Below are 21,066 nucleotides of genomic sequence, written 5' to 3'. Positions count from 1 at the left end.
CGCGGACGACGCGGCCGCCGCGGCGGCCGGCTGGCGCGAGCCCCTCGCTCCCGACGACGCCCGCGCCGCGCTCGCCGTGGCCCACGCCAAGGAGAGCTCCGTCTGGCGCTTCCTCAGCGGCGAGTGGCGGCGGGTCCGCGACGCCGTGGCCGGCGGCTACGCCGACCCCTCCCGCCAGGTGCCGCCATCCGCGAGCGAGGCGCTGGCGCTGCTCGTCGCCCGCCAGGACGCCGAGGCCGCCCTGGCCGGCCTCCGGGCCGACGCGTCGGTGGCATGGGGACACGCCGACCTGGCCGCGCTCAACGCCGACCTGGTCGGTGTGCGGCGCGCCTCCGGTCCGGTGGGCGCCTGGCGCGACCTGCTCGCCACCGCCGACGACGGCCTCCGCGACCGGCTCGACGACCTCGACGGACTGCTCGCGACGATCGACACGGCGGCCAGCGGGGTGCTCCGCCTCGACGGGTCGCTCGAGGAGGTCGGCGGCGACCTGGCGGTGCTCGGCTCGGCCACCGGCCAGTCCCTCGTCCGCACGGTCGCCCCCGCGCTGCGCGAGCTGGTGGGCCACCCCGAGGTGCTGGACGCCGTCCGCCTGCTCCCCGCCGACGCCGACGAGCTCGAGCACGCCGTGCTCACCGCCGAGCTGGAGCGGCGCCGTGCCGCGGCCCCCGCCGTCGACACCGTGGACGGACCGCGCCTCGCTGACCTGCTCACCACGGTCGGCGACGTGCTGCCCCGGCTGCAGCAGGCCAACGCGCGCGTCGTGATCGCCCGGCTCCGCGACCGCTTCGCAGGCGCGGTCGAGCACAGCCAGCGCAGCGTGCAGGGCATGGGCAAGGACGAGCGCGCGACCAAGGCCGTCTGGGTCGCCGGCCGCCGGGTGCTGGAGCACGAGTTCGGCAAGGTCCGCGCCTACAAGTCGATCCGCCAGCTCACCTCGACCGAGCCCGGCACGGTCGTGGGCGCCATGCGGCCGGTGTGGCTGATGAGCCCCGCGTCGCTGTCGGACGTGCTGCCGCTGGAGTCGACGTTCGACGTGGTCATCTACGACGAGGCCAGTCAGGTGCCGGTCGAGGAGGCGGTCCCCGCGCTGCACCGGGCCGCCCAGGTGATCGTCGTCGGCGACCGGATGCAGCTGCCGCCGACGACGTACTTCCAGACCCGCGTGGAGACGCCCGACGAGGACGACGACGACCCGGCCCAGGTGGGCGTGGTCCTCGACGCCGACAGCTTCCTCGCGGTGAGCTCGGTGCGGCTGCCCTCGACGATGCTGCGCTGGCACTACCGCAGCCGCTACGAGGCGCTGATCCAGTTCAGCAACGCCGCGTTCTACGAGGGCCGGCTCGCGACGATCCCCGACCGCCAGCCGACCACGCCGCTGCGGCCGCTGTCGGTCACGGTGGGCGACGGGCTCGACGAGACGCAGATGGTCGACGACGTGCTCGCGCGCAGCATCAGCCTGGTGCGGGTCGAGGACGGCGTCTACACCCAGCGCACCAACCCCGCGGAGGCCACCTGGATCGCGGCGTTCGTGCGCGACCTGCTGCGCCGCGGGACCGGGCTCACCGTGGGCATCGTCGCGTTCAGCGAGGCCCAGCAGAGCGAGATCGAGCGCGCGCTCGAGCGGCTCAGCGCCGACGACCCGGAGTTCGCCACCGCCTACGAGGCCGAGCTGGTGCGCGAGGAGGACGGGCAGGGCGTCGGGCTGTTCGTGAAGAACCTCGAGAACGTCCAGGGCGACGAGCGCGACGTCATCGTGATGAGCGTCTGCTACGCGCCGGGCCCCGACGGGCGGATGCGGATGAGCTTCGGGCCCATCAACAACGCCGGCGGCGAGAAGCGCCTCAACGTCATCTTCAGCCGCGCCAAGCGGCACATGGTGCTGGCCTCGAGCATCGACCACACCGCCATCACCAACACCTACAACGACGGCGCCAACACCCTCAAGGGCTTCCTGCGCTACGCCGCGGCCGTCTCCGGCGGCGACGAGCACGGCGCGGCCACGGTGCTGCGCTCCTTGCGTGAGCGCGACGCCGCACCGTCGCGGTCCGTCGACGACGTGCCGGACGTGGTCGCGCAGCTGACCGACGCGCTGCGCGGCCGCGGGGTCGAGGTGGCCCCCGGGGTCGGGCAGTCCGGCTTCCGGTGCGACCTGGCGCTGCGGCTGCCGGACGCCGCGGCGTACGCCGTCGCGGTGCTGGTCGACCACCCCGCGCGTCTCGACGGCGGCACGCCGGACGAGCGGCGGCTGACCCAGCCCGCCGTGCTCGCCTCCGCCGGGTGGCGCGTGGAGCAGGTGGTCGCCACCGAGTGGCTGGAGCGGCCGGACGCCGTCGTCGAGCGGCTGGTCGCCGCCCTCGGCGAGGGCTGAGCGGGAGGAGTTTCACCGGGTACCTGGCGAAACTCACGCTCCCGGGGTGAAACTTCACACCAGAAGCGCGAGTTTCGTACGGCCCCTGTGACTAGAGCGACGCGAGCACCTTGGCGGCGCGCTCGGCGTCGTCGCGGGTGATGCCCAGGTGCGTCACGAGCCGGACGACGGTCGGGCCGACGAGCGCGACCCGCACGCCGGCCTCGGCCGCGCGGAGCACGACCTCGGCCGCGTCGGCGCGGGGCACGACCACGATGTTGGTGTCGACGGTCTCCGGGTCGACCCCGCAGGCCTCGGCGAGGAGCTTGGCGTGGGCGTGGTCGTCGGCGAGCCGCTCGACGTGGTGGGCCAGGGCGTGCAGGCCCGCGGCCGCGAGGATGCCGACCTGGCGCATGCCGCCGCCCATGCGCTTGCGCCAGACCCGCGCCTCCTCGATGGCGTCGCGGCTGCCCAGCATCAACGAGCCGACGGGGGCGCCGAGGCCCTTGGAGAGGCAGACCGCCATCACGTCGGCGATCGCGCCGTACTCCGACAGCGGGGTGCCGGTCGCGACGTGGGCGTTCCAGATGCGGGCGCCGTCGAGGTGCACCGCCGCGCCGACGCCGGTGGCGTAGTCGCGCAGGTCGCGCAGGTCGGCCAGCGGCAGCACGGCGCCGCCGGCGAAGTTGTGGCTGTTCTCCACCGAGATCGCCGCGGTGCGGACGAAGAAGGGGCCCATCTCGGGGGCGAAGAGGGTCTGCACCGCGGGCAGGTCGACCTGGCCGCGGGGGTGCATCCAGGTGCGCATGGTGACGCCGCTGTAGGCACCGTGGGCGCCGAGCTCGGCGCGCGCGATGTGGGCGCTCGCCTCGCACAGCACCTCCTGGCCGGGCGCGACGACCGAGCGGACGGCGAGCACGTTGGCCATGGAGCCGGTGGGTGTGAAGAGGGCGTCCTCGTGGCCGAACATGCCGGCGACGCGCTCCTGGAGCTCCAGGACGGTGGGGTCCTCGCCGTAGACGTCGTCGCCGACGTCGGCGCGGGCCATCGCCGTGCGCATCTCCTCGGTGGGCTGGGTGACGGTGTCGCTGCGGAGGTCGATCATCGGCTCAGGCGCGCCGCAGCATCTCGGCGACCAGGAAGGCGAGCTCCAGCGACTGCACGCGGTTCAGGCGCGGGTCGCAGACCGACTCGTAGCGCCCGCCCAGGTCGGCCTCGAGCAGGTCCTCGCCGCCGCCGACGCACTCGGTGACGTCGTCGCCGGTCAGCTCGACGTGCACGCCGCCGGGCCACGTGCCGAGGGCGTGGTGGACGTCGAAGAAGCCCTGCACCTCCTCGATCACGTCGCCGAACGCGCGGGTCTTGTAGCCCGAGCTGGCCTCGAAGGTGTTGCCGTGCATGGGGTCGCAGACCCAGGCGACGTTGACGCCCTCGGCGGTGACCTTCTCGACCAGCTGCGGCAGGCCGTCGCGGATCTTGCCGGCGCCGAAGCGCGTGATGAATGTGAGCCGGCCGGCCTCGTTGTCGGGGTTGAGCCGGGCCGCGAGCGCGAGCGCGTCGTCGGGGGTCGTCGTGGGGCCGAGCTTGACCCCGATCGGGTTCTTGATGTGGCGCAGCAGCTCGACGTGGGCGTTGTCGAGCTGGCGGGTGCGCTCGCCGATCCACACGAAGTGCGCGGAGACGTCGTAGGGCTGCTGGGTGCGGGAGTCGATGCGGGTGAGGGCGTGCTCGTACTCCAGCACCAGCGCCTCGTGCGAGGAGTGGAAGTCGACGCGGTGGAACTCGTCGGGGTCGGCGCCGATGGCCTCCATGAACGCCATCGCCCGGTCGATCTCGTGGGCGAGCTTCTCGTACTGCTGGCCGGCGACGGAGTCGCGCACGAAGTCGGTGTTCCAGGTGTGGACCTGGCGCAGGTCGGCGTAGCCACCGGTGACGAAGGCGCGGACCAGGTTGAGCGTGGCCGCCGAGGAGTTGTAGACGTCGACGAGGCGCTGCGGGTCGTGCACGCGCGACTCGGCGGTGAAGTCGTAGCCGTTGACCGCGTCGCCGCGGTAGGCCGGCAGCGTGAGGTCGCCGCGGGTCTCGAGGTCGGAGCTGCGCGGCTTGGCGTACTGGCCGGCGATCCGGCCGAGCTTCACGACCGGCACGGAGGCGGCGTACGTCAGCACGACGGCCATCTGCAGCAGCACCCGCAGCTTGTTGCGCACGTTGTCGGCGGTGACGCCGGAGAACGTCTCGGCGCAGTCGCCGCCCTGGAGCAGGAACGCCTCACCCCGGGAGACGGCCGCGATCTTGGCCTTGAGGTCGTCGCACTCGCCGGCGAAGACGAGCGGGGGCACGGAGCGCAGGCGCTGGACGGCCGCGTCGACCGCGGCACGGTCGCCGTACGTCGGCTGCTGGGCCGGCCCGAGGGCGTGCAGGGCGGCGAGGTCGGGGATGGTGGTGCTCACCGGCCAAGCCTACGGGGGGCGCGGCACCCCGACCGATTCGCCGGACGGGCGTGGGACGGCGCTACTCCTTCAGGTGCTCGATGTCGCGGAAGCCGGTCTTCTTGGCGCGGATCCCGCGGTTGGTCATCCAGGTCAGCGCCCACAGCACGATGCCGACACCGAGCAGCCCGGCGGCCACGGAGTACTGCACCCAGTTGTCGCGGTCGCGGGCCCACGGCCCGACCAGGAACAGGCAGGCGGCACCGGCGACGTACGGCGACCAGGACGGTGCGTTGAAGCCGCCGTCGGCCGTGGCGTCGCGGCGCAGCACCACGCAGGCGATGTTGACGACCGCGAAGACGCAGAGCAGGAGCAGCGCGGTGGTGCCCGAGAGGGCCTTGATCACCGAGGTGTCGGCGAGGAACGTGACCGCGAGGATCAGGCCGAGCGCGAGGGCCGTCGAGAACGCGATGCCGGCGTACGGCGTGCGGCGGCCGGGGAGCACCTTGCCCAGCACCCGCGGGAGGACGTCCTGGCGGGCGAGGCCGTAGAGCAGGCGACTGGCCATCAGCATGTTGATCAGCGCGGTGTTGGCCACGGCGAAGACCGTGAGGAACGGGAAGATCTTGTCGATCGGGAAGTCCGGCGCGCCCGTGGAGACGACGTTGAGGAGGACCTTGCCCTCCTCGGCGACGACCGACTCGATGTCGGACTGCGGGATCACCGCGATCACCGAGATCGCCACGAGGATGTAGACGATCACGGCGATGCCGAGACCGGTGAGCATCACGCGCGGGAAGATCTTGAGCGGGTTCTGCGTCTCCTCGACCATGTTGACCGAGTCCTCGAAGCCGACCATCGCGAAGAACGCGATCGCGGTCGCCACCGTGACCGCCAGGAAGAGGCCGCGGTCGCCGCCGGACTCGAAGTCCGCGACGCGCCCGATGTCGCCGTCGCCCTTGGCGATGACGAAGAACCCGATGCCGATGACGATCGCGAGCGCCGCCATCTCGACCAGGGTCAGGATGACGTTGAACTTCACGCTCTCACCGACGCCGCGCAGGTTGATGACCGCCAGCAGCAGCATGAACGCCATGGCCACGACCGTCACGGCGGTGTTGCCCGAGGCGACGTCGCCGCCGACGCCGTTGATGCCGGCGAGCAGGTTGGTGGCGAGCAGGTTGGCCGACGTGGACGCGCTGGTGATGCCGGAGCAGACGACCGCGAAGGCCACCAGGAAGGTGATGAAGTGGATGCCGAACGCCTTGTGGGCGTAGAGCGCGGCGCCGGCGGCCTGGGGGTACTTGGTGACCAGCTCGAGGTAGGACAGCGCGGTCAGCGTGGCCACGAAGAACGCCACCAGGAACGGCACCCACACGATGCCGCCGACCTCGAGCGCCATCTCGCCGGTGACGGCGTAGATGCCCGCGCCGAGGATGTCACCGACGATGAACAGCAGCAGCAGCTTGGGCCCGAGGACCCGCTTCAGGTCGGGCTCCGACCCGTTGACGTCGACGGCTTCCGTGCTCTGTCCGGACATGTGCTGCCTCCCGCTCGACGACGATCCTCACCCACGCTTCCACTGCTCACATTCGCACAAACGTGGCCGTCTCACGTCCGCGCGTCGCCGATGAGGTGCCGACTTGCCTGTTGTGAGACAGTGGTGTCTCACCTGAGCCACTCTTGTCCCAGATCGGATTCCCGCCATGCAGACCCGCGACGAGGTGCTGGACGCCGCCCTGCGCTGCCTCAACGCCGACCCCACCGCCTCGATGGCCGAGGTGGCCGCCGCCATCGGCATCGGTCGCGCGACCCTGCACCGCCACTTCGCCACCCGCGAGGCGCTCGTGCACGAGATCGCGCAGCGGTCGCTGGAGCGCTGGGAGCGGGGCCAGGCCGAGGTCGACATGTCCGGCGTCGCCGCGTCCGGGGACGCCGAGCGGATCGAGGCGTGCCTGCGCACGATGCTGGCGGCGTTCGTCCAGGACGCCGAGGACTTCGCCTACGCGCTGAGCGACCCGTGCATGCTGTCCCAGCCCGACCTGGCCGCCCGGATGGCCGAGCTCCAGGAGCTCGAGGTCAAGTTCTTCCGCGCCGCGCAGGAGGCCGGCGTCGTACGCCGTGACGTCCCGGCGGTCTGGCTGAGCCACACCACCTACGGGCTGATGATCGCCTCGCGCGAGGCACTGCAGTCCGGCGACGTCGCGGCCAAGGGCATGGCCGACCTGGTGGTCTCGACCTTCCTCGACGGGGCGGGTGCCCGATGAGCGCCGCCCTCCCCACCACGACCGAGCAGACGCCGTCGGTCCGCCGCCGCTGGGCCGGCCTCGCGGTGCTCTCGGCGAGCCTGCTCGTCGTCGTGATGGACATGACGATCCTCAACCTCGCCCTGCCCGACATGTCCGCCGACCTGAGGCCGTCGTCGGTCGAGCTGCTGTGGATGGTCGACGCCTACCCGCTGGTGCTCGCCGGCCTGCTCGTCGCGGCCGGCTCGCTCGGCGACCGCTGGGGCCGGCGCCGGATGCTGGTGGCCGGCTTCACGGTGTTCGGCGCGGCCTCCCTGCTCGTGCTCGTCGCCGACAGCCCGGCCGAGGTCATCGCCGTGCGCGCCCTCCTCGGCGCCGGCGGCGCGATGATCATGCCCTCCACCCTGTCGCTGATCCGCACGCTCTTCGCCGACCCGCGCGAGCGCGCCACGGCGCTGGGCATCTGGGGCTCGGTGGCCGCCGTGGGCGGCGCGCTCGGCCCGATCGTGGGCGGCGCGCTGCTGGAGCGCTTCAGCTGGCACTCGGCGTTCCTGTTCAACGTGCCGGTGATGGTCGTCGCGGTCGTCGCCTCGCTGCTGCTGCTGCCCGAGAGCCGCTCGGCGCGCCCCGGACGGCTCGACGCGATCACCCTCGTCTCCTCGATGCTTGGAATGGTCGCGCTGGTGCACGCCATCAAGCAGCTCGGCAAGCACGGCCCCGAGACCGACTCGGTGCTGGTGGCCGTGGTCGCGGTCGTCGCGCTGACGGTGTTCGTACGCCGCTGCCTGAGCGTGGGCGCGCCGATGCTGGAGCTCCGGCTGTTCAAGGGACGCGCGTTCAGCGCCGGCGTGCTCACCGCGCTGGTGACGAGCTTCGCGATGGCCGGGCTGCTCCTGCTCGTGGCCCAGTGGCTGCAGCTCTCCGAGGGCTACCGCCCGCTGCGCGCCGGCGTCGCCCTGCTGCCGATGGCGGCCGGTGGCGTGATCGCCGGACCGTTCGCGCCCGCGCTGGCGGCGCGCATCGGCGCCCGCTCCGTGCTCACCGGCGGGCTCGTCGTGGGCTCGGCCGGGCTGCTGCTGCTGACCGTGCTCCCCCAGCCGCTCGGCTACCCCGGCGTGGCCATCGCGCTCGGCCTGGTCGGGCTCGGGCTGGCGTCGCTGGCCGTCGGGTCGGCCGTGATCATGGCCGGCGCCCCGCTCGACCAGGCGGGCAGTGCGGCGGTCCTCGAGGAGTCCAGCTACGAGATCGGCGCCGTGCTCGGCGTCGCCATCCTGGGCAGCATCGCGACCACCGCCGGGCTGGGCCCCGCCACCCTCAGCGAGGCCCTCGCCCGGGTGGGCCTCGCCGGAGGGCTGGCGATGCTCGCGGTCGCCGTCGTCGTCGCGGCGCTCACGCCCCGCGAGCTGGACCTGTCAGCCGTCGAGCACTGAGTAGGGCCAGCCGGATCAGCCGAAGAAGACCTGCGCCTCGGCGTACTCCTCGGGGCTGACCAGCTTGAGCTCAGCGGTGCCCTCGCTGAGGGGCACCCGGATGATCTTGGTGCCGCGCAGCGCCATCATCGTGCCCCAGTCGCCGTCGGCGACCGCGTCGACGGCCTGGAGGCCGAAGCGGGTGGCCAGCCAGCGGTCGAACGCCGTGGGCGTGCCGCCGCGCTGCACGTGGCCGAGGACGACCGCGCGGGCCTCCTTGCCGGTGCGGTGCTCGATCTCGCTGGCGATCCGGTCGCCGATGCCGCCGAGGCGGACGTGGCCGAAGGCGTCCTTCTCGCCGCTGACGAGCGTCATGTCACCGCCCTCGGCGGGCACGGCGCCCTCGGAGACCACGATGATCGGCGCGTAGCTGGTCTGGAAGCGCGTCTCGACGTCGGCGCAGAGCTGCTCGATGTCGAAGGGCTGCTCGGGGATCAGCACGGCGCTGGCGCCGCCGGCGATGCCGGAGTGCAGCGCGATCCAGCCGGCGTGACGGCCCATGACCTCGACGACGAGCACGCGGTGGTGCGACTCGGCGGTGGTGTGCAGCCGGTCGATGGCCTCGGTCGCGATGTTGACCGCGGTGTCGAAGCCGAAGGTGAAGTCGGTGCCCGACAGGTCGTTGTCGATCGTCTTCGGGACGCCGACCACCTGGACGCCGAGGTCGGCGAGCTTGGTGGCCACGCCGAGGGTGTCCTCGCCGCCGATGGCGATCAGCGCGTCGACGCCGTGCTCGGCGAGGTTGTCCTTGATGCGCTCCACGCCGTTCTCGATCTTGAACGGGTTGGTGCGCGAGGAGCCGAGGATCGTGCCGCCGCGGGGCAGGATGCCGCGGCACTGCTCGATGCCGAGCTCCATGGTCAGACCCTCGAGCGGGCCCTTCCAGCCGTCACGGAACCCGACGAACTCGAAGCCGTGGGTGCGGACCCCCTTGCGGACGACGGCGCGGATGACCGCGTTGAGACCGGGGCAGTCGCCGCCTCCGGTGAGCACTCCGACGCGCATGGGGACCTCCTGGTTTGGAACGTTCACAGTGGACGCCCCACACCCTAGTGAGTCCGTGGCTCAGGTGGCGAGCGCGACCACCAGCAGGTCGAGCCCGAGGCCGGAGGCCAGCCCCAGGAGCGCGCAGCCGAGCATCGGCAGGTAGCCGCCGCCGACCGTGCGGTCGGTGGGCAGCGCCGCGGACTCCCACCGCGGGTCCGCCGCGATGGCGGCGACCTGCTCGGGCGTGACCCGGTCGTCGACCACCGCGGCCTCGCGCTCGTCGGGGTGCAGCAGCACGGCCACCGGCGCGTCGCGCTTCTCGAGCCCGATCGTGGCCGGCACCAGGGCGCCGACGCGGCGCGGCCCGTCGTCGGCCAGCACGGTCACGACCAGCACCGCCGCCGGACCGGCGATCGCGGACGGCGTGGAGGCCAGGTACGCCGGCCGGCCGGCCGCCGTCCGTCGGCGCACCACGCGTCCCGGGACGGGGACGCCCGTCACCCGCCCGGTCACGAGCTGCTCCCCCGCACTCGTCAGGACCGTCTTGAAGGCGCGGTCGACGCGTCGGGTCCACACGAGGACCCCGACGCCCCAGCCGACGGTGACGAGCAGGCCCAGGCAGAACAGCGTGAGGACCACGCCCCAGTGCTCGTCCGCGATCCCGAAGAAGGAGCCGATCGCGATCGCCGGCCCCAGCATCTGGAGGAACAGCATGGTGCGGGTCTGCCGCGCGAGGTCGTTGAGCACGGGGGCATCCTGCCCCGGGGGCGCGGCGTGAACCTCAGGCGGCCTGCGGCTCCTCCGCCGCGTTGGTCACGCGGTCGGCCGCGCGCGGCATGACGACGCCGAGGCGAGCGGCGAAGACCATGCCCACCACCGCGACGCCGAGGAAGGCCAGCCACACCGGCTCCGGACCGAGGTCGAGCAGCCAGGCGATGCCGACCGGCGCGGCGGCGCCCGAGCCGTTCCACGCGAGCTGGATCAGGGAGAGGTAGCGCCCGCGCAGGTGCTCGGGCGCCGCCTCCGCGGAGAGGGCGCCGTGCACGGGTCCGCCGAGCAGCTCGCCGACGGTGTAGACGACCGAGCCGGTGAGCACGACCACCGTCGCGAGGACGGCCGAGAGCCGGCTGGCGCCGAGCAGCACCACGAACGACGCGGCGAACGTCGCGTTGGCCGCCATCAGCACCCGCCAGCGCACCCGCCCGGTGAGCCCGCGCACCACCAGGCCCTGGCCGAAGCCCACCATGATCGTGTTGAGGGTGAAGATCGCCCCGGTCACCCAGCCCGCGAGCCCGAGCACCTCGGTGGCGTAGACGGGCAGCGCGAAGTTGAGCGCCATCATCGACGTCGAGTAGGCGAGCTGGCCGAGGAAGAGCACGCGGTAGGGGCGGTCGCGCAGGACCACCGCCCACGAGCCCGGCTCGGTGCTGACCGCCGTACCGCGGTGGGTGGCGGGGACGGCCAGCAGCAGCGCCAGCGCGACGGCGTACGACGCGGCGTTGGCGACCACGACCGTGGCGTAGGCCGACTGCGTGCCGATGGTGATGGCGGCGCCGGCGACCAGCCCGCCGACCGCGAAGCCGACGTTGCGCAGGGCGCCGAGGAAGCCGAACCACTTCTCCCGCTCCCCCGGCGCCGAGATGGCCGCGACGATGTTGCCGAAGGAGCCCCAGAAGGCGGTGCGGCCGATGGTGACCACCACGGTCCAGAGCGTGACCACGGCGAACGAGTCGGCCACGAGGAAGGCGGCGAAGCCGATCGCCTGGAGGGCGTTGCCGGCGAGCAGCACCCGCTTGGCGCCGACGCGGTCGACCACCGAGCCGAGCAGCGGGCCGGCCGGCAGCGCCACCAGGCTGGCCAGGGAGATCGCGCCGCCCACCTGCACGAGCGTGAGGTCGGTCGTGACCAGGAAGTAGAGCATCGAGACGGGCATGAAGACGCCGCTGCCCATCGCGTCGATCGCGAGGGCGGTGACGAACCGGCGGTGGTCGCCGACGGCGGGGAACCCGAGACGCTGCAGCACCCCGGCATCCTCCTTCTTTACGTCCGGTTGAGGGCAAGCGGATATCGGACCCGGCCACCCCCGGTGGCTAAAGTCACGCGCATGACGTTCTCGATCGTGGCCCGCTCCGCCGACGGTGAGTCCTGGGGAGTGGCCGTGGCCTCCAAGTTCCTCGCGGTGGGCTCCGCCGTGCCCGCCGCCGTCGCCCAGGTCGGCGCCATCGCCACCCAGGCCGACGCCAACGTCGCCTACAAGGGCATCGCGCTGGCCCACCTCGACGAGGGCGCCACCGCGTCTGTCGCGCTGCAGCGGCTGCTCGAGGAGGACGACGGCCGCGACCACCGCCAGGTCGGCATCGTCGACGTCGACGGCAACGCCGCGTCCCACACGGGTCCGGCCTGCATCGAGTGGGCGGGTGGCTCCACCGGCGAGGGCTACGCGATCCAGGGCAACTGCCTGGCCGGCGCCGACGTCGTCGAGGCGATGGAGCTCGCCTGGCAGGCCTCCGACGACGAGGCGCCGCTGGCGCAGCGGCTGCTGCTGGCGCTGGCGGCCGGCGACGTGGCCGGCGGCGACAAGCGGGGGCGGCAGTCGGCCGCGCTGCTCGTCGTACGGGAGGGTGCCGGCTACGGCGGCCTCGACGACATCGCGGTGGACCTGCGCGTCGACGACCACCCGGTGCCGGTCGACGAGCTCACCCGACTGCTCGACCTCAACGACCTCTACCTCACCGCCTCCACCGAGGAGGAGCGGGTGCCGGTGACCCCGGAGCTGGAGGCCGAGCTCGAGGCCTTCGCCCAGGACGCCGGGCTGGGCGACTTCCACACCTGGGTCGGCACGGAGAACTACGAGATGCGGGTCGCCGCCGACCTGTCGTGGATCGACCAGCGGATCCTCGACATCGTGCGGGGCGAGGCGCGGTGAGCATCCTCGCGATCGACGCCGGCACCACCGGCGTCACCGCGGTCGTCGTGACGCCCGACGGGCGGATCGCGGCGAAGGGCTACCAGGAGTTCGCCCAGCACTTCCCGAAGCCCGGCTGGGTCGAGCACGCGCCGGAGGAGATCTGGCAGTCCACGCTCGAGGCCACGCGCGACGCGCTGGCGCAGGTCGACGCCTCCGAGCTCACCGGCATCGGCATCACCAACCAGCGCGAGACGATCCTGCTCTGGGACCGCGAGACCCTCGGCTCCCCCAGGCGCGCCATCGTCTGGCAGGACCGTCGTACGGCGGACATCTGCGGGCGGCTGCGCGACGCCGGCCACGAGGACCGGGTGGCCGAGCTGACCGGCCTGCGGCTGGACCCGTACTTCTCCGGCACCAAGCTGATGTGGCTCGCCGAGAACGAGCCGCGCACCTGGGGACTGGTCGAGTCGGGGCGCTATGCCGTCGGCACCGTCGACTCCTACCTCATCGCGCGGATGACGCGCGGGCTCGAGCACGTCACCGACGTCTCCAACGCCTGCCGCACCCTCCTCTTCGACCTCACCACCGGCGACTGGTCCGACGAGCTGTGCTCGCTCTTCGGCGTCCCGCGTGACGCGCTGCCCGAGCTGGTGCCCAACTGGGGCGACATCGCCACCACCGACCCGCGCTCGTTCCTCGACCTCGAGCTGCCGATCGCGGGCATCGCCGGCGACCAGCAGTCGGCGCTCTTCGGCCAGACCTGCTTCGACGTGGGCGACTCCAAGTGCACCTACGGCACCGGGTCGTTCATCCTCACCAACACCGGCACCACCCTGGAGCGCTCCGACGCCGGGCTGCTCTCCACCGCCGCCTGGCGCTCCCCCGACGGCGAGCTCACCTACGCCCTCGAGGGCGCGATCTTCGTGACCGGCGCCGCCGTGCAGTGGCTGCGCGACGGGCTGCAGATCGTCGGCTCGGCCGCCGAGACCGCGGCGATCGCGGCCACCGTGCCGGACAGCGAGGGTGTCGTCTTCGTGCCGGCCCTGACCGGCCTCGGCGCTCCCCACTGGGACCCGCACGCCCGCGGCATGATCATCGGCATCACCCGAGGCACGAGCCGCGCCCATCTCGTGCGTGCGACCCTCGAGGCCATCGCCTTCGAGGTGCGCGACGTCCTCGACACCATGCCCGCCCGAGCCTCACTGCGCGTCGACGGCGGCGCGGCCGCCAACGACCTGCTCTGCCAGGTCCAGGCCGACCAGCTCGGCGTACCCGTCGAGCGCCCCACCCTCGTGGAGACCACGGCCCTGGGCGCGGCGTTCCTCGCCGGCCTGGGCACCGGCGTCTGGTCCTCCACCGACGAGCTGCGCGACACCTGGCAGCTCGACCGCCGCTTCGACCCCACCTCCGACCGCGGCCCCGCCGACGCCGCCCACGCCCGCTGGAAGGACGCCGTCGAGCGGTCCAAGGGCTGGGCGACGACGTAGGTCCGTCAGGTGCTTGCCACCCAGGCGAGCCCACCCACATCATGCGTCCGCGGCGCGCGAGGCACGACCGTTCAGGTGTCGGCGCCACCCATGAGAGACAGCCGCACAGCGATCAGTGCCTGACGCCCGCGAGTCCGGTCGCTGGCTAGCCGAGGGTGCGTCGATGTGCGAGCAGCGGCTCGACGACGGCGTCGACGAGATCCGGGTTGGTGTCCACGTTGGCCTTGAGCAGCTCGAGCAGCGGAAGTGCGACACCCCGCGCGATGCCCGGGCGGGCGTCGCCTGCTGCAGCGCCGGCGGGGGCCTCCAACCTGCCGATGGGAAGCTGCGCCTCTTCGAGGTAGGCGATCTTCTCCGCGAGTGAGGCATCTGCTCGGGGAATCGGCACGCTGACCGCAACGCGTGCCTGTCTCGTGGACTCGGCCGCGTCCCGTCGTACTGACGTGGCGCCCTCGACAACCTGGATCAGGGAGCGCAGGACTCCGCGCTTCTCGGTGCTCACGGAGCCAGTGTGTCGCATCGTGGACCTCATGCGGCTAGTTCCCCCGCGAACCATCGGGTGGGTCGCTGGGAGGCGCTAACAGTTGGACTTGCAGGGTCCGGACGAGCCAGTCTCGGTAGCGGCGGTGGCTCCAGCCGCGGACCGTGCGCAGCATGAGGTACATCTCTGGGCTCGACAGTGCCCAGAGGGCGTCGACGCTCTCACTCGGACTTGCGCGTAGCCGCTGGGCGGGCAGCAGGTCCACGGCGGCCTCGAACGCGGCCGCCCGGCGTTCCACCGTGGCGTGCATCGTCGCGCCAGCTCTGGCGTCGACGCCCGCAGCGTCGCGGAGCACGGTCCACAACGGGCCGATCCGATCCAGGGAGTCGGCGATGCGGACGGCGATCATCCGTACTTGGTGCTGCGGGTCGCGCTCCGCGGCGATCTCCGGGTAGCTCGGAGATGGGCGCGCAGTGAACGTCAACGGCTGACCGGTCGAGTTGTCTGGGTCGTCCTCGGGGCCGGCGCGTTCGAGGATCATCTCGATGAGCTCGGCCTTGCTGCGCCCGGCGCGGTAGACCGACGCGAGCGCGACTCCGGCGTCGGCGGCGATGTCGAGCATCTTGGTGCCGGCGTACCCCTCGGCAAGGAAGCGGGAGCGGGCCGCGGCAAGGACCCGGTCGAGGGTCTCGCCGCGTTCCTGCTCGGCGCGTTGCCGGCGGCTACGCGCGTCGTAGCCGCGCTTGCCGTTCGTTCCATCAACATCCATTGACATGAGAACCTCGTAACGATGAGAATGAGTGTCTTGCACATTCTGGAGTGGCACCTGGCAAGACCATCAAGCTTCGGACACGTGTCACTCGGCGACCAGCCGAGACCAGGGATGACGAGAGGATCCGCGATCTTAGGAGCAAGCATGTCGTCGTGGGTTCGTGTCCTGCAGGGGAGGCGTCGCGTGGGTCCGGCCGCGCACGGCACCAGGGCCGGCGGACAGTCGACCACCCCGGTGAACTCCAGCCCGGTGGCGGGCAACTCCTACGTCGACGCCGGGCTCGGTGGCGTCACCAGCTACTACTTCATGGTCAGGGCCATCGCGGCCGCCGACATCTCTCGTTAGGTCAAAGACGTGTCCTCTTCAGCGTTGGCGCGATTCCCCCATCCCGTCCTGGCCGTCGTCCTCTTGGCCGCAGTCGTGGCCGTTCCGGTCGCGGCGACCGCCTCCTCCCACGATGACGCCGGGCCTGGTGGCCGCGCCGACGCCGCGACCGCCAGCACCATCGGCCAGGTCACCAACGGAGGGATCCGCTGCGATGAGTCCGGCGCACACCCGACGATCATCCAGAGCACCTGGCCCGCGGGGGGCGTCGACTACACGGCGCACGCGCCGGGTGTGATCACCTCGTTCAGCACCTACCAGTCCGACACCAGCGCCCGTGGCCTCGTGCTTCGCCCCACCGGGGCAGCCGACCAGTACACCGTGGTCGGTCGGAGCGCGGTCGGTCAGGCGTCCGGGCCTGCGATCGTCGACATCGCGACGCGGATCACCGTCCAGCCCGGCGATCGGATCGCGCTGCAGGTGCTCAGCCCGGCCGGCACCAAGTCGTGGTGCTACGTGGCCACCATCAACGGGTACGCAGCGAGCGCGCTCCCCGCGTCGGACTTCGACCCGGAGACCGACGGTGCCGTCGCAGACTTCACCGGCGCCCCCTCGGAGAACCAGTACGCAGCCAACCTCGCGGCTCAGCTGGAGCCCGACGAGGACGGCGACGGCTATGGCGACGTCACCCAGGATCTCTGCCCGACCCTGTCGACCCAGCAGACCCCCTGCCCGACGCCCAGCCCGACGCCCAGCCCGACCACGAGTCCGAGCCCGACCACGACGCCCACCCCCGCCGTTCCGCGGCCCGACACCAGGCTGGTCGGGATCACGAAGAAGAAGATCAGCAAGCGCACCGTGACGCTGAGGTTCAGGTCGTCCGTGCCCGGATCGACCTTCCGCTGCAAGGTCGACAAGCGGACGGTCAAGACGTGCGCGTCGCCGTTCCGCAAGCGCTACAAGCCCGGAAAGCATGTCGTGACCGTCACGGCGGTCGACCCCTCGACGGGTCTCTCGGACCCGACGCCCCTGGTCGTCAAGTTCAAGGTGAGGCGGAAGTGAGAAGGCAGTGAGCTCTCGATGATGTCCATCACCCGGGCTCGGGTGCGCACACACGTCAGTACCGTCGTCGCAGTGGCGGTGGCCGCGGCCGATCTCGTCGACGTCGATCCAGCCAGAGTCCCCTAGTCGTCGGCGAGCTCAGGCAGAAACGACTGAGATCGCCCTGAGCCAGCACCACATGGGGGCAACGCCTAGTCCGGCTGAAGCCGGTCGAGCCGCTTCGCGACCTTGTCCCTGGCCTTGGTCGCCTCGTCGAGCGCGTCCTGGGCCTCCGACTTGGTCTCCTCGGCGCCCTCGAGCTCCTCGTCGACCTCCTCGGAGGTCTGCTCGAGCTCGGCGAGCTTTCGTTTGAGCTCGTCGATCTCCGCCTGGACCTGCATGGAGCGGGCCTCGAGGCGCTCGACGTCGCCGGCCGCGTCGTCGTACGCCGACTGGGCCTCGCCCAGCTCCTCCTCGGCCGCGTCCAGGGCCTCGCGGGCGGCGGCGAGGGCCTTGGCGTCCGCCTCCGGATCAGGTACGACGTGCAGCTCGGGGCGGCCGGCGGGCGGGGCCTCCTCGACCTGGCTCGCCGTGAAGCCCAGTGCCTCGGGGAGCGCGACCGCGCCGCTGAGGTCGGTCTCCCCCACGCCGGTCGACGACAGCGCCGTGACGAGCAGGCCGCTGCGCACGGCCTCGGCGCAGCGCTCGTCGAGCATGGCGGCGGTCAGGGTGGCCTCGACCTGGTCGCCCACAGCCGGGGTGACCTTGACGCCGGCGGCCGACGCCAGCGAGCGCGCCTGCTGGGTGATCGCGGCCGTGACCTGGCGGCGCTGACGAGTCAGGGCCCGCAGGTCGTCGCCGGACATCGCGGCCTGCGCCTCGCGCAGCGACGCACCGACCTCGAGGATCCGCTCGACCTGGTCGCCCTCGCGGCGGACCAGCAGGTTGACGACCCAGGCTGCGAGCGAGGGCTTCTTGAGGGCCTTGACCGGTGCGGCGAGGTCGGTGCCCTTGAGGGACTTGGCACGGGCGTCGCGGGCCGGGGTGAAGTCGGGCAGCGCCAGCGCGTAGAGCTCGTCGGCGATGTCGAGCAGCTCGTCGGCCATCAGGGCCGCCCCGCCGCGACCCAGCGCTCGTGGCCGGCCAGGCTGCGCTCGAAGAGCGCGCGCAGGTCGGCGTCCTCGAAGCCCTCCAGCGACAGGCCGATGTCCGCCAGCGCCGCGAGCCAGGCGTCGTAGGTCGTCAGGTCGGTCGTGTGGCGGCCGGAGGCGTCGATCCGGGTGGCGACGCAGCCACGCACCGTGTCGAGGCCGGCCTCGTCGCGGCGCTGCGCCACCAGCAGGCGGGTGAACGCCCCGTCCGGTGGGGTCGAGAGGGAAGCGTGCGCCGCGAGGATCGCCGCGGGGTCGGTCGGGCGGCTGGTCACCTCGAGTCCGACGAAGGCGCCGGTCGGGTCGTTGCGGAACGACCAGCCCTCGTCGTCCACCTCGGTGATCGCGAAGCGGAACGGACCGTCGGCGTACTCCCCCACCACCAGCGGCAGCGGCTCCCAGAAGCCCTCGCCCAGCCCGACGTCGGGCCACCAGCAGCCCCCAGGGTTGTCGTCGGTCGGCAGCCCGGAGACGACCAGCGCCAGGTGGTTGAGCGCGGGGCTGTCGCGGTCGTCCTCACGCGTCCACACGTGTCCGTGCCGTCGCTCGACCGTGAAGTCGAGATCGACCAGGACCCGCTCCAGCACGGCGTTCTGGTGCAGGCAGTAGCCGGCGCGGCCGACCTCGCCGACGCGGTGAAGGCTCGACTCGGGATCGACCGACGGACCCTGGCCGAGCATGATGCCGAGGTTCTCGTAGGGCACGGTCGCGAGGTGGCGGCGGTGCAGCAGGCGCAGCGACTCCAGCGTCGGGGGCAGCGCCTGGTCGACACCCAGGCGCCGGAGGTAGGCGCGGATCGGCACCCGCCGAGCATAGGACGGTCAGCCCGCCCGCAGACCACCCGTGACCATCGCGACCGCGATGTCGACCAGCTCGTCGCGCGAGACCTCCCGCGGGCGCGTCACCGCGATCCGCAGGCAGGTGGACACGAGGACTCCCATGGTCATGAACACCTGGGCCTCCAAGCGCTCCGGCGACAGGTCGGGGAAGTGCCGGCGTGGCAGCACCGAGGCGAGCTGGAAGAGCCGCGACTCGATCTCCGGCAGCACGTTGGCGTGGCTGCCGGCCGGCATTGCGTCGACCATCGCCAGGATCACCGCGCGGTGCCGTTCGAAGGCGTCGACCAGGGTCAGCACCACCTCGCGGACGGCGGCATCCAGGTCGAGGTCGAGCGCGCGTACGACGCCCGCCATCAGGTCGGAGGTGATGGCCTCCACCGCCTCGTCGCGCAGGACCCCGAGGATCTCGGCCTTGTCGTTGAAGTAGCGGTAGAAGGTCCCGCTGCTCACGTGGGCGTGCTCGGCGATGGCCGTGGTGGTCAGCGACTCCGCCCCGCGCGCCGCCAGAAGGTGAAGGGTGGAGTCCAGGAGGTCGCGACGCATGCGCACCGCGCGGCTCTGGGTCGGCCGGATCCGCTGCTTCTGAGCCACGTCCGTCCTCCTCACCGACTCGCAGACAGCCGCCGCCAAAAGTGAATGGAAGGTGAGGCAGCGTCACTTCTACGCTCGGGGGATGGTAGCCGAGACCGCCCCGCCCGCACTCCCCACGACCGTGCGCCGTGCGGACGAGGCACACCGGCGCTTCGGCGACTTCGCGACGACGTACTTCGACGCGATGTGGGCAGGCGACCCGCTGGCCGACGCCTTCGCCGCAGACGTCGCCCGCATCGGGCACGGCCGGGCGATGCGGATGCTCAAGGCGGCCTGCCGCGAAGGCATCGGAGCCGTCGACGCGGCTCCCGACTCGCTGCGGGCGCTGTTCGCCCAGCTGGACGACGTGCCCGACTGGGTCGACATCGAGCGCATCGACCGCGACAGCGCCCACCTCGGCCGCTACACCCGGCAGTCCGGGATCGTGCTGGGCGCCGCCTCCCTGGTCAGCGGCTACGCCAACTCCGCCGCGTCCCGGCCGCTGGAGATGACCGGGCGCTACATCGAGAACGCCGGCGCCCGCACGATCGAGGTGGGCTCCTGGCTGGTCGAGGTGAGCGGCCCCGGCGGTCTGGAGCGGTTCTCGACCGGCTTCGAGCTCACGGTCCGGGTGCGGGTCATCCACGCGATGGTGCGCGCCGCGCTGCGCGACGACCCCGCGTGGGACCTGGCCGCGTGGGGCGTCCCGATCTGCCAGGCCTACCTGGGCTACACGCTCGTGGAGTTCTGCCTTATCCCGGTGCGCGGGATGCGGGCCATCGGAGCCCCTCACCTCCCGGCCGAGGAGGCAGCGGCCTACGCGCGCTGGCGCTACCTCGGGCACCTCCTCGGCATCGACGCCGCGCTCCTGCCGCGCGACCGGGTCGAGCAGGAGCGGCTCGAGGAGATCTACCTGCTGACCCGTCCCCCGGTCGACGCCTACTGCCGCGAGCTCGTCGGCAGCATCAACGCCGACTTCCTGGTGCCCGAGATCGAGGAGCTGCTCCCGGCTCGGCCCGCGGCGCTGCGCCGGCTCGCGCCGCCGGTCGTCCACGGCCTGGAGCGGGTCTTCCTCGGCGACGAGATCGCCGACGAGCTCGGCATCCCGCAGGCGCCGCGCACCAAGCGCCTCGTGCAGCGGGTCGGGCCGGTGCTCGCGCGCGTCAACGGCGCGCTGGACCGGCGCGCCTGGACGCTGGAGCCCCGGCGTCGCCGCGGCGAGCGCTACCGCCAGCAGCAGGACCTCCGGCTCCGCACCCGCTACGGCGTGCAGCACGACCTCGTCGACGCCTCCCCCGCCGGCGGCAAGCCCCACCCCGCCCGGGGCGCGTGAGGGTCAGTCGTCCTCGTCGAGCCCCTGCTCGATGGCCCAGCGCGTGAGCTCGACGCGGTTGTGCATCTGCAGCTTGCGCAGGGTGTTCTGCACGTGGTTCTGCACGGTGCGGTGCGAGAGCACCAGCCGCTCCGCGATCTGCTTGTAGGACATGCCCTTCGCGACCATCTTGAGGATCTCGGTCTCGCGCTCGGTCAGCTGCGGACGCATCGGGTCCTCGACCGGCTCCAGCAGCCGACGGAACTCCCCCAGCACCAGCCCCGCGAGACCGGGCGTGAACACCGTGTCGCCCGCGGCCACCCGCCGTACGGCGGACAGGAGCTCCTCGCGCGAGGCCGACTTGACCAGGTAGCCGGTCGCGCCGGCCTTCACCGCCTCCAGCACGTCGGCCTGCTCCCCCGACGCCGACAGGATCAGCACCCGCGCCGCCGGGTCCTGGCGCAGCACCTCCGCGGTGACCGCGACGCCGTTGGGCTCGGGGATCTGCAGGTCCAGCACCACCACCTGCGGCCGGCAGGCCGGGAACCGCGCCAGCGCCTCGGTGCCGTTGCTCGCGACGCCGACGACGTCGAAGCCCGCGGCCTGCAGGTCGCGCTCGACGGCGTCGCGCCACATCGGGTGGTCGTCGACGACCATCACCCGGGTCGGCTGGTCGTCGGTCGTCTCCGGCTGCATGGGCTGG

Annotated in this window: 20 protein-coding genes; 8 read left to right on the top strand and 12 right to left on the bottom strand. The window is 72.4% G+C overall.

The features are described from left to right. On the top strand, positions 1-2,368 hold a 2,368-nt coding region (locus IRQ30_RS16285), incomplete at its 5' end, for an AAA domain-containing protein (protein WP_227467691.1). A gap of 91 nt (positions 2,369-2,459) precedes the next feature. Here the strand turns inward: IRQ30_RS16285 and IRQ30_RS16280 are convergent. The 3 genes from IRQ30_RS16280 to IRQ30_RS16270 form a co-directional block, all read right to left on the bottom strand. Further along, positions 2,460-3,452: a threonine aldolase family protein gene (locus tag IRQ30_RS16280; RefSeq protein WP_193614031.1), complete on the bottom strand. Its 993-nt coding sequence runs from the start codon at positions 3,450-3,452 to the stop codon at positions 2,460-2,462. 4 nt (positions 3,453-3,456) lie between these two features. Further along, the gene (locus IRQ30_RS16275) at positions 3,457-4,797 is read right to left on the bottom strand and encodes a class II 3-deoxy-7-phosphoheptulonate synthase (protein WP_193609301.1); all 1,341 of its coding nucleotides are present in this window, start codon (positions 4,795-4,797) and stop codon (positions 3,457-3,459) included. Between the two features lie 61 nt (positions 4,798-4,858). Continuing rightward, the gene (locus tag IRQ30_RS16270; protein ID WP_193614030.1) at positions 4,859-6,316 is read right to left on the bottom strand and encodes an APC family permease; all 1,458 of its coding nucleotides are present in this window, start codon (positions 6,314-6,316) and stop codon (positions 4,859-4,861) included. A 166-nt stretch (positions 6,317-6,482) separates the two neighbouring features. On the opposite strand from IRQ30_RS16270, the gene IRQ30_RS16265 reads away from it, so the two are divergent. Further along, complete coding sequence (locus tag IRQ30_RS16265; protein WP_193614029.1) at positions 6,483-7,043, top strand: TetR/AcrR family transcriptional regulator; 561 nt, start codon at positions 6,483-6,485, stop codon at positions 7,041-7,043. Next, complete coding sequence (locus IRQ30_RS16260) at positions 7,040-8,452, top strand: MFS transporter (RefSeq protein WP_193614028.1); 1,413 nt, start codon at positions 7,040-7,042, stop codon at positions 8,450-8,452. Before IRQ30_RS16265 ends, IRQ30_RS16260 begins: the two co-directional genes overlap by 4 nt. A gap of 15 nt (positions 8,453-8,467) precedes the next feature. On the opposite strand, the gene IRQ30_RS16255 is transcribed toward IRQ30_RS16260, so the two are convergent. The 3 genes from IRQ30_RS16255 to IRQ30_RS16245 are packed head-to-tail and all read right to left on the bottom strand — an operon-like array spanning position 8,468 to position 11,501. Continuing rightward, positions 8,468-9,496, bottom strand: a complete 1,029-nt coding sequence (locus tag IRQ30_RS16255) for a 6-phosphofructokinase (RefSeq protein WP_193609305.1) — start codon at positions 9,494-9,496, stop codon at positions 8,468-8,470. A gap of 60 nt (positions 9,497-9,556) precedes the next feature. Further along, entirely contained in the window at positions 9,557-10,225 is a 669-nt protein-coding gene (locus IRQ30_RS16250; RefSeq protein WP_193614027.1) for a hypothetical protein, read from the bottom strand. Positions 10,226-10,259: 34 nt separating this feature from the next. After that, entirely contained in the window at positions 10,260-11,501 is a 1,242-nt protein-coding gene (locus IRQ30_RS16245) for an MFS transporter (RefSeq protein WP_338089750.1), read from the bottom strand. 81 nt (positions 11,502-11,582) lie between these two features. Here IRQ30_RS16245 and IRQ30_RS16240 point away from each other — a divergent pair, with 81 nt between their 5' ends. Next, a complete protein-coding gene (locus IRQ30_RS16240) occupies positions 11,583-12,404 on the top strand; it encodes a DUF1028 domain-containing protein (RefSeq protein WP_193614026.1) in 822 nt (273 codons plus the stop codon). Beyond that, positions 12,401-13,873, top strand: a complete 1,473-nt coding sequence (glpK, locus tag IRQ30_RS16235; protein ID WP_193614025.1) for a glycerol kinase GlpK — start codon at positions 12,401-12,403, stop codon at positions 13,871-13,873. Before IRQ30_RS16240 ends, glpK begins: the two co-directional genes overlap by 4 nt. Positions 13,874-14,018: 145 nt before the next feature. Here glpK and IRQ30_RS16230 read toward each other — a convergent pair whose 3' ends face one another. Next, entirely contained in the window at positions 14,019-14,375 is a 357-nt protein-coding gene (locus IRQ30_RS16230; RefSeq protein WP_193614024.1) for a hypothetical protein, read from the bottom strand. A gap of 34 nt (positions 14,376-14,409) precedes the next feature. Further along, positions 14,410-15,129, bottom strand: coding sequence for a TetR/AcrR family transcriptional regulator (locus IRQ30_RS16225; protein ID WP_193614023.1), 720 nt, complete (start codon positions 15,127-15,129; stop codon positions 14,410-14,412). A 141-nt stretch (positions 15,130-15,270) separates the two neighbouring features. On the opposite strand from IRQ30_RS16225, the gene IRQ30_RS16220 reads away from it, so the two are divergent. Both IRQ30_RS16220 and IRQ30_RS16215 read left to right on the top strand, forming a co-directional pair. Continuing rightward, entirely contained in the window at positions 15,271-15,471 is a 201-nt protein-coding gene (locus IRQ30_RS16220; RefSeq protein ID WP_193614022.1) for a hypothetical protein, read from the top strand. A 75-nt stretch (positions 15,472-15,546) separates the two neighbouring features. Beyond that, positions 15,547-16,512 (top strand): hypothetical protein, encoded by a 966-nt coding sequence (locus IRQ30_RS16215; RefSeq protein ID WP_193614021.1) that lies wholly within the window; start codon positions 15,547-15,549, stop codon positions 16,510-16,512. A 191-nt stretch (positions 16,513-16,703) separates the two neighbouring features. On the opposite strand, the gene IRQ30_RS16210 is transcribed toward IRQ30_RS16215, so the two are convergent. Genes IRQ30_RS16210 through IRQ30_RS16200 form a run of 3 tightly spaced genes read right to left on the bottom strand, consistent with a single transcriptional unit; the run spans position 16,704 to position 19,072 of the window. Then, entirely contained in the window at positions 16,704-17,597 is an 894-nt protein-coding gene (locus IRQ30_RS16210) for a hypothetical protein (RefSeq protein ID WP_193614020.1), read from the bottom strand. Beyond that, entirely contained in the window at positions 17,597-18,445 is an 849-nt protein-coding gene (locus IRQ30_RS16205; protein ID WP_193614019.1) for an arylamine N-acetyltransferase, read from the bottom strand. Before IRQ30_RS16205 ends, IRQ30_RS16210 begins: the two co-directional genes overlap by 1 nt. An 18-nt stretch (positions 18,446-18,463) precedes the next feature. After that, complete coding sequence (locus IRQ30_RS16200) at positions 18,464-19,072, bottom strand: TetR family transcriptional regulator (protein WP_193614018.1); 609 nt, start codon at positions 19,070-19,072, stop codon at positions 18,464-18,466. A gap of 82 nt (positions 19,073-19,154) precedes the next feature. Between IRQ30_RS16200 and IRQ30_RS16195 the strand changes: the two genes are divergently transcribed. Further along, positions 19,155-20,384: an oxygenase MpaB family protein gene (locus IRQ30_RS16195; protein ID WP_193614017.1), complete on the top strand. Its 1,230-nt coding sequence runs from the start codon at positions 19,155-19,157 to the stop codon at positions 20,382-20,384. Between the two features lie 3 nt (positions 20,385-20,387). Here IRQ30_RS16195 and IRQ30_RS16190 read toward each other — a convergent pair whose 3' ends face one another. Then, positions 20,388-21,059 carry a response regulator gene (locus tag IRQ30_RS16190; protein ID WP_193614016.1) on the bottom strand — a complete coding sequence of 224 codons (672 nt, stop codon included), beginning with the start codon at positions 21,057-21,059 and terminating at the stop codon, positions 20,388-20,390. Positions 21,060-21,066 lie beyond the last annotated feature (7 nt).

The organism is Nocardioides lijunqiniae (assembly GCF_015024225.1).
GTDB lineage: Bacteria > Actinomycetota > Actinomycetes > Propionibacteriales > Nocardioidaceae > Nocardioides > Nocardioides lijunqiniae.
Note: the sequence above shows the minus strand (reverse complement) of the source record. Positions and strands in the feature narration are given on the sequence as shown.

What these genes read in the sequence shown, in the direction of transcription:
- IRQ30_RS16280 (WP_193614031.1), bottom strand. Translation starts at nt 3,452, where the DNA reads ATGATCGACCTCCGCAGCGACACCGTCACCCAGCCCACCGAGGAGATG.
- IRQ30_RS16270 (WP_193614030.1), bottom strand. Translation starts at nt 6,316, where the DNA reads ATGTCCGGACAGAGCACGGAAGCCGTCGACGTCAACGGGTCGGAGCCC.
- IRQ30_RS16265 (WP_193614029.1), top strand. Translation starts at nt 6,483, where the DNA reads ATGCAGACCCGCGACGAGGTGCTGGACGCCGCCCTGCGCTGCCTCAAC.
- IRQ30_RS16260 (WP_193614028.1), top strand. Translation starts at nt 7,040, where the DNA reads ATGAGCGCCGCCCTCCCCACCACGACCGAGCAGACGCCGTCGGTCCGC.
- IRQ30_RS16255 (WP_193609305.1), bottom strand. Translation starts at nt 9,496, where the DNA reads ATGCGCGTCGGAGTGCTCACCGGAGGCGGCGACTGCCCCGGTCTCAAC.
- IRQ30_RS16240 (WP_193614026.1), top strand. Translation starts at nt 11,583, where the DNA reads ATGACGTTCTCGATCGTGGCCCGCTCCGCCGACGGTGAGTCCTGGGGA.
- IRQ30_RS16225 (WP_193614023.1), bottom strand. Translation starts at nt 15,129, where the DNA reads ATGTCAATGGATGTTGATGGAACGAACGGCAAGCGCGGCTACGACGCG.
- IRQ30_RS16220 (WP_193614022.1), top strand. Translation starts at nt 15,271, where the DNA reads ATGTCGTCGTGGGTTCGTGTCCTGCAGGGGAGGCGTCGCGTGGGTCCG.
- IRQ30_RS16210 (WP_193614020.1), bottom strand. Translation starts at nt 17,597, where the DNA reads ATGGCCGACGAGCTGCTCGACATCGCCGACGAGCTCTACGCGCTGGCG.
- IRQ30_RS16195 (WP_193614017.1), top strand. Translation starts at nt 19,155, where the DNA reads ATGGTAGCCGAGACCGCCCCGCCCGCACTCCCCACGACCGTGCGCCGT.
- IRQ30_RS16190 (WP_193614016.1), bottom strand. Translation starts at nt 21,059, where the DNA reads ATGCAGCCGGAGACGACCGACGACCAGCCGACCCGGGTGATGGTCGTC.